Raw genomic sequence first — 11067 nt, forward strand, 5'->3', positions numbered from 1 at the left:
GACTACTAAGACCACTCGCAAATAATAATAACGAGTCGAGATTTCAGTTTGAAATCCAGGTCAATAAAAGTAAGGAACCGGCGATTTTGCCAAACCGCTTTTTAGCATTGTCCTTACGAATTAACAGGGGAACTTGCTCCAACAGGAAGATGTTTGCAGGACTCAAACATTGGCACAGGAAGCAACGCGCTTTGGATGCACTGGCTGGAAGCTTGTTATCACTGGAAGGTACTTAGTAGACAAGGATGGTCTGTTAGGCGTCACAGAAGACGACTGGATAATGATGAGCCAATTTGGCCATCGCTATTTGCAGGAAACCCAAGAAAGTGTCTGGAAGACCGATAACGAGAAAAGCTGCAGGGAAAGCTGTCAAAAAAAGAAGGATATCGACCGGGAAAGTCGCATAGCAAGTAAGGAAACTTGAAATCAGAATCAGGTGTTAGTTAGCACCATCATAAGGCGGCAGCCATACTGCCGCCTTTTTTTACGGCATAATTTATTAACCACCGTTGAGCAGATATTAATTAGTCCATGCGTCGTTGCCCACTGTGTCATAACGATCATGCTGAACTCAGCTTTCAGGATAAGAAACGAGGTTTTTATCTCTGTCCCGAATGTCGGCTGTTGTTTGCAGATTCCAGCAGTTATTTGTTACCCGATGCCGAGAAACAGCGTTACGGCAGAGCCCGCCAAGCAGGAAAGCAAAAGCAGTTGGCACGCTTTATCCACCCCTTGTTGGAACAACTTCAATCTTTGCAACCCGCGCCGCTATTTGGTCTCAACTTCGGCCGGGTGCTAAGCGAAGAAGGACTGCAGCAGATCAGCAACGCCGGTCACCATTTACAACAATTCGATCCCTTTTTTGCGGCAGACCACCAGCTACTACACCACCAATATGACTTTATCTGTTGTTTTCGGGTGTTCGAACACTTCAGAACCCCTGCCAAAGAGTGGAGCTTAATCGAAACGCTGCTGAAACCAGGGGGTTGGCTGGCCATATCCACTCCGCTGCTGACATCTTTGACGGCGTTTGCCAAATGGCATTACAAGAACAATCCGACTCATGTCAGCTTCTACCAGCAGCAGACTTTTGCTTACTTGGCATCTCAGGGTAAATTTAAGCTAATATTTGCAGCGCAGGACTTCATCTTGATGCAAAAAACATCAGGATCTGCTATAACACGCGACCTTGATGCAGAACCGCCGCTTGTAGACTGAACCCGGCACGGTTCGGACGCAACCAACTACTTTTTATCGAGAGAATTATGTCCCGTAGTAAAAAGACCCGTAAAGTCGGCGAGAACAACCCCAAACTAGCCCCCAGAACCAAGAAATCTGAGCGCGCTCCGGCCCGTAAGAAACAGGACTCAGGCAATAAGGCTGGCAGCCGCCAGAACCCTGCTGCTCCAAAGGGGCAAAAGCGGGCAGGCTCTGACAAACAAGATATCCGCCTTGGCAGTAAAAAGCCTGTCGCTCTGGATATAGTCAAAGAAAAGGTTGCACAGCCCAAACAACCCAAACTGACCGATGAACAGTTGCTGCTGCAACTGGAGGAAGATCCGCGCCTGAATAAGCTGCTGGATCAGCTGGAAGAAGGACGGGAACTGGCCGCCGATGACCAGCAATGGCTGGAGCGGCAATTGGCCAAGATAGAGAAGCTGATGGAAAAACTTGGCATTACCGATTTGGATCAGGCCGATGAAGCCCCAAGCAAGGGTCATAGCGATGACGAATTGCTGGAGAAATTCGAATCCGGTGCTGAGCTTCTGAAACAATACCAAGACAACTAACGGAGGCCGGGATGCAGTTTATCCTTATCACCTTAGCCATGTTGATCATCATAGGCCTCAGCGCCTATGCCACAGTGTTGCTGCTGCGTCTGAGGAAACAAACTCAAGCCAGAGAACAAGCGATGGCTGAGCAAAAGGCGGTTATGGAAGCTAAACAGGCATCCCTGCTTGCCGATATTCGCTATATTGCTGCCGCAATGACAGAAGAGCGTTGTGAGTTGTCTGAAGGAGTGGTCAGAATCGTTAAACTGTTCGATCTGCTGTCGCTGACAGAGAGAGTCAGTGGTAATTACCCGGATGTGTTTATGCATTTTGAGCGCATCAAGGATCATCCAATTCTGGAGGCCAGGGCTCAGTTACCCAAGCAAGAACGGATGCGGCTCGACCTGGCCAGAATGAAGTCTGAAGCCGAGCTGGAACAAGGCATATTGGCCGATGCCAAGAAACTCTCCGAGTTTCAGCTAAAGCCAACCCACTAAGGTTTCAACTGCCGGCTTGCTTCTCAGCAGTCGGCAGTTGAAACCTTCTGCCCATATGGCCTTCTTGGCCCAAACATGTCAGTTTAATAGATAGTGGGTTAATAACCCTCTATCTATTCAGCCGAGTAGCTATCGCACCCGCTGAATCCCTTCCCCGGCGTGAGTCGGTGCACAAAACCTCAATAAGACAACAGACATCGAAAGCGTTTTCATGGATATTCCCTAACGTCCGGTTGTGTACATGTAATTTTTACAACCTGGATCAAGGTTATTTGAGCTATAACCCTGCATACTTCGCTCATTGCTAATTTACTGTCGGAGGACACGCCTTGAAGCAGCCCACTCATATCAGCTGGGATCAATCAATGATCGAGAAATATAACTACAGCGGTCCCCGTTATACTTCCTACCCAACGGCGCTGGAGTTTGACGACTCATTCACCGAAGGCGATCTATTGTCGGCCATAGCCGGCAGCAAAAGCGACAAACTGTCTCTGTATATCCATATCCCTTTCTGCGCCAAGCTGTGCTATTACTGCGGCTGTAACAAGGTAATCACTCGGCATCAGCACAAAGCCGATCAGTACATAGAGTACCTGGCAGCCGAGATCGTCAAGCGGGCGCCTCTGTTCAAGCACTACACTGTGACTCAGATGCACTGGGGCGGTGGCACACCGACTTTCCTTAACCCAGAGCAAATCATCAAGTTATCGTCACTATTGAAGAGTCACTTCAACTTTGCCGAACAGGGTGAATACTCTATCGAAGTCGACCCTAGAGAAATCGAACTGTCTATGCTGGATGCCCTCAAAGAGGCAGGGTTCAACCGTATATCCATTGGGGTGCAGGACTTCAATAAAGAGGTTCAGGTAGCAGTTAACCGTGAACAGGATGAAGACTTCATTTTTGCGCTGATCAAAAAGGCCAAAGAGATGGGCTTTGTCTCTACCAATGTCGATTTGATTTACGGCTTGCCTCATCAAACACCGGAAACCTTTGCCGAAACCATTCAGCGAATTCTGGATCTGTCTCCAGACCGTCTGTCTGTATTCAACTATGCTCACCTGCCGGCCCGCTTCGCGGCCCAGCGAAAAATCAAAGATGAGCACCTGCCCAGCCCACAACAGAAGCTGGACATGCTGCATCAGACTATTGAGACCCTGACCGGCGCCGGCTATCAATACATAGGCATGGATCACTTCGCCAAACCCGATGATGAGCTGGCCAAGCTGCAAAGAGAAGGCCGATTGCACCGTAACTTCCAGGGCTATACCACCCAGGAAGAGTGTGACCTCCTTGGACTAGGGGTGTCATCCATCAGTCAGATTGGTGACTGTTATGCGCAGAACCAGAAAGATATTCGCCCTTACTATGAAGCCATAGATGAGCAGGGCCACGCTCTGTGGAAAGGCTGTAAACTCAATCGTGATGATGAAATCCGTCGCGCGGTGATCAAGCAGCTTATCTGTCACTTTGAGCTTGATATGGTCAAGATGGAGCAACAACTGGGGATCCAGTTTGAAGAGTACTTCGCCGAAGATCTCAAGCTGCTGCAAACCTTTATCGACGATAAACTGGTTAACATTGAAAACCGTCAGATCAGCATCAGCCCAACCGGGCGCCTGTTGATCCGTAATATCTGTATCTGTTTCGATGTCTACTTCCGAGAAAAGGCACGTCAGCAACAGTTCTCCCGGGTAATTTAACCCTGAGTAGAATAAAAAAGCCGATGAATCATCCATCGGCTTTTTTGTGTCTTAACCAAACTTTTATGCTTTAGCGGCGTAAAGTTCCCGGCGCTCGCTGTCTGAGAGGAAGGCCATCTCCACGCCATTACGCTGCAGCTTGGCCAACTCAGCGTCGGTGAAGCCCATCTCCTGCTTAACCACACGATATTCATGCTTGATATCTATGGCACTGACGCCTGGATCATCGGTATTCAAGCCAACCAGCACACCGGCTTCCATAAAGGTTCGCAGCGGATGCTCTTGATAACTGCTCACAGTGGAAGTATGTAGATTACTGGTGGGACATGACTCGATACCTATCTTGTGTTCCACCAGATACTCCATCAATTTGGGATCATGAATAGCATTGACCCCATGGCCTATGCGAGTCGCCCCCAACTCCTTGATGGCTTGCCACATGCTTTGGGCACCGGCGGCTTCTCCGGCGTGAGCCGTTATCTGAAGCCCAGCATCGCGTACCCGTTTGAAATGCTCATTAAACAACTCACCGGGGAAACCCAATTCATCACCGGCCAAATCAACCGCGACCAGAGACTCCCTGTGCGCGAGCAAGCCATCCAACTCCTGAGTACAAGCCTGCTGGCCAAATGAGCGAGACAGAATACCTATCAGTTTTATCTTAACCTGATAGTCCTTGAACCCGGCTTTTACACCATCAACAACGGCTTCCACCACGCCTTCTATCGGCAGCTTGTGATTCATTGCCATGTAGTAAGGGCTGAACCTTAATTCGGCATAGTCCAACCCGGACAATGCCGCATCGGCGACATTTTCATAGGCCACCCGCTTTACCGCATCCAAATCGGCCAGCACGGCAACCATCCAGTCCAGCTTTTTCAAGAAAGCCACCAGGCTGGATTCTTTACCCTGGATCTGTACATAAGGTGCCAAGGCCTCAAGCGAGGCCGCCGGCAAGGCAATGCCATGTTGGTGACCCAGTTCCCATATGGTCTCAACCCTGACATTACCGTCCAGATGGCGATGTAAATCGACCAACGGAATTGAAGTATCAATCATAAAAATAACCCCTGTATGAACTACCCCGCCAATTTAGTTATTTTTTGGTCTGGGGACGCTTAAGTGTAACACGCCTTTTGTTAACACCTCTTAGTCTGCAGACAGGCTTTGTTACCATAAGGTGAGCTCGAATGGCTGGGGCTGCCACCAAGCTTGAGGCATAATCCGTTCTCAAGGATAAAAAAGGAACAAAATCAAATGAAAAAACTCCTGCTACCCCTATTGCTCACCGGACTCTTGGGCGCCTGCCAACACCCTACTCATGAAGCCAACACGCCAGAAATAGGCAAGCAACTATCCCAAGCCGATAGCCAACTCCAGCAGCTAATAGCCGATGCCTGGAAGCAAAGGCTGGCAGAAAGCCCACAGATGGCCTTCCAGTTTGGCGATGACTCGGCCGCGGGTAAGTTAGCAGACTTGTCAGCTGAAGCTCTGGCGGCCGATGCTGCGGCCAATTCAGCACTTTTGCAACGGCTAAAGGCCATACCCAGAGAACAGCTGAGCAAAGAAGCCGCCATCAATACCAGTATTCTCGAATACCAATTGCAGGAGAGCGTGGATAGCTTCAGGTTCAAGGCCCATTACCTGCCGATTACCTCAGAGAGTGGCTTTCACGCTTACATTGCTTCTATGGCCTCCGGGCCATTCAAGACAGAAGCCGATTACCGTCATTACCTGCAGAAGCTGCGATCTCTGCCGCGCTATTTCCAGCAACAGATACACTGGATGCGCCAAGGGCTTGCCGAGGGCATCACTCAGCCGCAATCTGTGCTGAGAGGGTTTGAACAGAGTATTCAGGCCTATATGGTACCAGTGCAGCAAAGCAGCTATTTCAAGCCGTTTGAGACGTTTCCAGAACACTTTTCTGCCAATCTTAAACAGGAACTGAGCCATGCCGGGTACGTCAGTGTCGAGCAGCATGTGTTACCGAGTTATCAAGCCTTCTACGACTTTATGACCGAGGAATATATCCCTGGCGCCCGTCAGAGCATTGCCGCATCAGCTCTGCCCAATGGTCGGGCCTTTTATGAAAACAGGGTCAAGTACTACACCACTCTGGATATGACGCCTGAGCAAGTCCATCAACTGGGGCTGAGTGAAGTAAAACGGATCCGCGCCGAGATGGAACAGATCATCAAACAAACCGGTTTTAAAGGCAGCTTTGCCGAGTTTCTGCATTTTATGCGCACCGACAAACGCTTTTATGTGAGCACGCCGGAGCAACTGCTCAAAGAGGCCTCCTATATTGCCAAAAAAGCCGACGCCATGTTGCCACGCTATTTTGGCAAGCTGCCACGCAAACCCTATGGCGTAGCCCCTGTACCGGCAGAAATTGCCCCCAAATATACAACCGGGCGCTATTCCGGCTCCAACTCGGAGACTGTGGCGGGTTTTTATTGGGTGAACACATATGCTTTGGATAAGCGCCCTCTCTATGAGTTGGAAGCACTCACCCTGCATGAAGCTGTTCCGGGTCACCACCTGCAGATTTCCCTCAATCAGGAGTTGGAGCAACTGCCCGATTTTCGCCGCTACAGCTATATCTCGGCCTTTGGCGAGGGATGGGGACTATACAGTGAATATTTGGGGCTGGAAGGGGGTTTTTATCAGGATCCCTACAGCAACTTTGGACGCCTGACTTACGAGATGTGGCGCGCCGCTCGCTTGGTAGTCGATACAGGTATGCACACCCAAGGCTGGAGCCGTCAGCAGGCAATAGACTTTATGGCCGGTAATACGGCTCTGTCGCTGCACAATGTCACCACAGAGATAGACAGATATATCTCCTGGCCTGGGCAGGCGCTGGCCTACAAGATTGGCGAGCTGACTATCAAACGTCTGCGAAAGCAAGCAGAAGACGCCCTGGGGGAAAAGTTCGATATCCGCCAATTCCACGATGCAGTTTTGGCACAGGGCTCTGTGCCCATGTCTGTGCTGGAACAACAGATAGCCGATTTTATCGCCTCACAGCAATGAAGCCCTGTTTCTGATACACTCGGCCAGTGCCTTTGAGCACTGGCTTTTTTAGATCAGGAAATATTGGATGGTAACGACCCAGGCCCGCAACGCAGAACCCGCTTCAACCCAGTCTCAATTGGAGACTTTCTGGCAAGGTGTCACCCATGCCAAGCTGGCAGTGGGATTCGGTAAAGAGCTGGCCTACGGTTATATTTGCCACCCAAAGGCGAAACAGGCCGTCGTCATCAGCAATGGCCGGGTTGAGAGTTATCTCAAGTATCGGGAGCTGATCCATGACTTCTATCAGCAAGGTTTTAGTGTCTACGCCTTGGATCATATTGGGCAAGGGCTATCCAGCAGGCTAACCGCCAATCCTCACCAAGGGCACATAGATAAGTTTCAGGACTATGTTGATCACTTGCACTGTTTCGTTGAGCAAGTAGTAGTTTCAAACCAATATGAACAGTATTTTCTGGTAGGCCACTCCATGGGAGGAGCGATAGGAACTCTGTATTTGCAGCAATATCCCCAGAGATTTACTGCCGCGGCCTTCTCTGCCCCCATGTACGGGATCCGTTTGCCAATGCCGCGCAACTTCGTACGTTGGTTGGCGGGGAAACTCAATAGTTATGGCCCGCATACCGAGCCCAACTACGTGTTATCTGGCCATGATTATCGTCCACTCGAGTTTAAAGATAATCAATTGACCCACAGCGAAAGCCGGTATCAGGCCTTACTGGATTTATGCCGGCAACGTCCGGAGATCCAACTGGGCTCGCCCACCAATCAGTGGTTGATAGAAGCATTGGATGCTTGCGAGAAGACCATCACCGCAGCCAGAGAGTCCAAGGTCCCGATCCTCATTCTACAAGCTGAGCAGGACACTATCGTCGATAACCAGGCGCAAATCGCTGCAATTGGCCCAGAGGTAATACTGGAAAAGATCATGGGAGCCAGACATGAACTCTTTATTGAAATCGATGCAATACGTGAGCAGGTGCTGAGTATTATTTTCAACTTCCTGGCGCAGCACACAGTAACTCATGCTTCGGCGCATGCAACAGAGTCGCGAACTCAGTCTCAGACAAAGGCTGACTGAACAAATATCCCTGGAAGCAGTCACAGCCGAGCTGGTTCAAAAAGGCTCTTTGCTGTGCCGTTTCAACCCCTTCGGCAACCACTTTCAGCTCCAGGCTGTGGGCCATTTCGACTATGGCCCTGACTATAGCATCCGCACTACGCCCCGAGCCTATCTTCTGCACAAAAGAGGCATCTATCTTTAGTCTGGATAGAGGTAGGTTCTGTAAATAACTCAACGAACTGTAACCTGTGCCAAAGTCATCTATTGCCACAGATATCCCTGCCTTCTTCAACAGATCGATTCGGGTATTCATGATGCACAAGTTGGTCAACAGGGCGTACTCAGTCAACTCCAGCTCCAATGCATCCGTAGCAATCCCCTGGGCCTTCAACAAGGCGATCAGGCGCTCCACAAACTCAGGCTGGTTAAACTGCCTGGCACTGAGGTTAATGGCAATTTTGGGCACCTTTATACCTTTGGCCTGCTGCTCACGAATGAAGCGACAAACTTCAAGAATGACCCAATGGCCAATCTCACTGATAAGGCCGCTGCCTTCCGCAATGGGAATGAAGTCCGCCGGCGAAATATTCCCCTGTTGCGGATGTTGCCAGCGTAATAACGCCTCTGCCCCTGTCAATTGCCCCTGGGAATCGACTATTGGCTGATAAACCAAAGAGAGTTGTTGCCGCTCGATGGCATAGCGCAACTCATTCTGGATCAGCAGATTCTGGTGAGCCTTAACCTCCATCTCGGAGTTGTAGATCATGCAGTTATCTCTTCCGCCTTCCTTGGCCTGGAACATAGCCATATCGGCTCGCTTCAAAAGCTCCTCGGCATCAATATCATCCTGCTCATCGAACAGGCAGACACCAATGCTGGCAGACACATGCAGCTGCTTGTCACTGATATTAAAGGGTCTGGCAACCAACAGCCTGATCTCACTGGCCAACGCCAAGGCCCGCCTTGCCGCTGTGGTTTTGTCTTGGGTCAGGTCTTTTGCCAGGATAACGAACTCATCTCCCCCTAACCTGGCAACCAAAGTATTGGCAGTAAAATAGCCCGAGAAACGAGCGGCCAGCTGTATCAACAGCCGATCTCCCAAGTGATGCCCTAGAGTGTCATTAATGGTTTTGAAATTATCCAAGTCGATAAGAAACAGCGCTGCACACTGCAAGCTGTTGTGACAGTGCTTTTGCTGCTCATACAAGGCGTCCATCAAGGCGCGACGGTTAGCCAAGTTAGTCAATGCATCATGATTGGCTAAATGGGCCAGAGCTTGCTGATTACGTACATCATCCGACACATCAGCATGGGTACCGATAATCCGGCAAGGGCGCCCCTGCTCATCCCATTCAACCAACATTCCCCTGTCCAGCACCCAGATATAGTGCCCCTCTTTATGGCGCAGACGGTGAACACTCTCAAACGCCTCGGTTTCACCATTGAGGTAGGCCTGTAGAGACGACAGCACCGCCTCTCTATCATCGGGATGAAGTCGACTTTCCCAAGTAGAATAAAGCCCTTCAAGCTCATGAGGGCCATAACCTATCATCTCTTTCCAGCGGTCCGACAGAAAAACTTCGCCGCTGGCGATGTTCCAATCCCAGATCCCATTGCGGGTTCCTTCTACCGCAAATAACCAGCGTTGTTCATTGTCTCTCAATTGTTTCAGTGTTCGCTGCAACTTCTGTTGACTCTGATGTAAATAATCCTGCAGCACCCGTATTTCGCTGAAAAGCCACGGACTATCTATATGAAAAGAGCTGCTCTCACCTTTCCGGGCCTGCCAAACCAGGCTTCTTAAAGGGCGGATCAGCATAAAGTGTAACACCAGCATAAAGCCCAAAACGAACAAGGCTCCCAAGCCCCAAACCCGCATAAAACGTACATTAAGAGCATCTGTCACCTTAGCCATTGCCGGTGACAAATCATATTCCAGGTAGATTAGCTCGACCTTTTCACCAAAGCCCACGGGTGCTTCTGCTGCAATAGGGTAATAGGCTTGTATCGATAGTCGATCCGGATTGGCAAATATCAAGGGTTTACCTGAGTTGACCACTTGCCGCTGCAGTTCCATAGAATAGCCATCGATAACCTGCAAAGCCCGGCTGTCGCGCCAGACTACATGGTTGGCGTGGCGAATAAGGCTGGTGTCATCAAGCAGGATATACACCATTATATTGAAGTCGGTTGCCGCCAGAGATATTTCTTCAGCCACGCTATCCAGGTTGTGGTTACCTACAGCCTTCTCAACAAGATGCTGCATCCTGAACAGCTCTTTCTTGAGCTGTTCTATCTGAACCGAAGCAGCCTCAGACTCCAGTGACTGACGCTCATAGAAATACTCCCCGGCAACAAGACAGAGATAAATAAAAAATACACAAAAAGGAACAACATAGGCCATGGCAGGCCTTGGCATCTTCACAAATGAAATCCTTGATGCTCATGACAAGAAGGCACACATAACGCTTAATGCTAACGGCAAATTAACTTACAGGCAAAGAGTCTAACTTCAAAATTGTTTTCGTGCTCAAAGACGCTGCCAGGTAATGCAGGTAGGAAGCTTAAACAACCAGGGAATGCTAAGGGCAAACAATCCAAAGCGGCTTCCTGAATAAGGGGTAGTAGATATCACGAGCAGGATCAATGGGGTGGGGCTAAGCAAAATCCATAGGTTCCAAACCCAAAGAAGCCACGAGTACCTTTATTGAGGATACCAGTTGGGTGAAATCTTTGTGCTCCAGAGACTGGATAAATCTGACCAAACAAACGGGTCGAGCCATTCTCAATATCTCCACAGCACCATCTCACATGGGGGCGAAAGACATCTGCTCATCAAGCACAGCTTGATAGATGGCTGTAGCGCGAAGCAGCTTGGCTGCGAGCTGAGGGGCCCACACTGCGTAAGCAGCTTGGGGCTGCATGTTAAGTCGTGCTCGCTGGAAGCGAGACAAACAGAAAAGCCCTAGCATTTAGCTAGGGCTTTTCTGTTT

At 49.8% G+C, this 11067-nt stretch carries 9 protein-coding genes; 7 read left to right on the plus strand and 2 right to left on the minus strand.

Going from position 1 to position 11067, the window contains the following annotated elements; translation table 11 throughout:
* The first annotated feature begins 169 nt into the window (after positions 1 to 169).
* From ACF8D4_RS23045 to hemN, 5 genes are all read left to right on the plus strand, one after another.
* On the plus strand, positions 170 to 424 hold the full coding sequence (locus ACF8D4_RS23045; protein WP_025009065.1) for a hypothetical protein: 255 nt from the start codon (positions 170 to 172) through the stop codon (positions 422 to 424).
* 107 nt (positions 425 to 531) lie between these two features.
* Positions 532 to 1218 (plus strand): methyltransferase domain-containing protein, encoded by a 687-nt coding sequence (locus ACF8D4_RS23050; RefSeq protein WP_071238779.1) that lies wholly within the window; start codon positions 532 to 534, stop codon positions 1216 to 1218.
* Between the two features lie 47 nt (positions 1219 to 1265).
* Positions 1266 to 1790, plus strand: a complete 525-nt coding sequence (gene yihI / locus ACF8D4_RS23055) for a Der GTPase-activating protein YihI (protein WP_025009063.1) — start codon at positions 1266 to 1268, stop codon at positions 1788 to 1790.
* A gap of 11 nt (positions 1791 to 1801) precedes the next feature.
* Positions 1802 to 2269, plus strand: coding sequence for a DUF2489 domain-containing protein (locus ACF8D4_RS23060; RefSeq protein ID WP_144158271.1), 468 nt, complete (start codon positions 1802 to 1804; stop codon positions 2267 to 2269).
* Between the two features lie 329 nt (positions 2270 to 2598).
* Complete coding sequence (gene hemN / locus ACF8D4_RS23065) at positions 2599 to 3975, plus strand: oxygen-independent coproporphyrinogen III oxidase (protein WP_025009061.1); 1377 nt, start codon at positions 2599 to 2601, stop codon at positions 3973 to 3975.
* Between the two features lie 63 nt (positions 3976 to 4038).
* On the opposite strand, the gene add is transcribed toward hemN, so the two are convergent.
* On the minus strand, positions 4039 to 5034 hold the full coding sequence (add, locus tag ACF8D4_RS23070) for an adenosine deaminase (RefSeq protein WP_101059516.1): 996 nt from the start codon (positions 5032 to 5034) through the stop codon (positions 4039 to 4041).
* A gap of 198 nt (positions 5035 to 5232) precedes the next feature.
* On the opposite strand from add, the gene ACF8D4_RS23075 reads away from it, so the two are divergent.
* Positions 5233 to 7011, plus strand: coding sequence for a DUF885 domain-containing protein (locus ACF8D4_RS23075; protein ID WP_392467041.1), 1779 nt, complete (start codon positions 5233 to 5235; stop codon positions 7009 to 7011).
* A 67-nt stretch (positions 7012 to 7078) separates the two neighbouring features.
* Positions 7079 to 8092, plus strand: coding sequence for an alpha/beta fold hydrolase (locus ACF8D4_RS23080; RefSeq protein ID WP_101059514.1), 1014 nt, complete (start codon positions 7079 to 7081; stop codon positions 8090 to 8092).
* On the opposite strand, the gene ACF8D4_RS23085 is transcribed toward ACF8D4_RS23080, so the two are convergent.
* Positions 8007 to 10493 carry a bifunctional diguanylate cyclase/phosphodiesterase gene (locus ACF8D4_RS23085; RefSeq protein WP_232786065.1) on the minus strand — a complete coding sequence of 829 codons (2487 nt, stop codon included), beginning with the start codon at positions 10491 to 10493 and terminating at the stop codon, positions 8007 to 8009. The genes ACF8D4_RS23080 and ACF8D4_RS23085 overlap by 86 nt on opposite strands.
* Positions 10494 to 11067 lie beyond the last annotated feature (574 nt).

Origin of the sequence: Shewanella sp. YQ_9, assembly GCF_043103185.1 — a bacterium.
GTDB lineage: Bacteria > Pseudomonadota > Gammaproteobacteria > Enterobacterales > Shewanellaceae > Shewanella > Shewanella algae.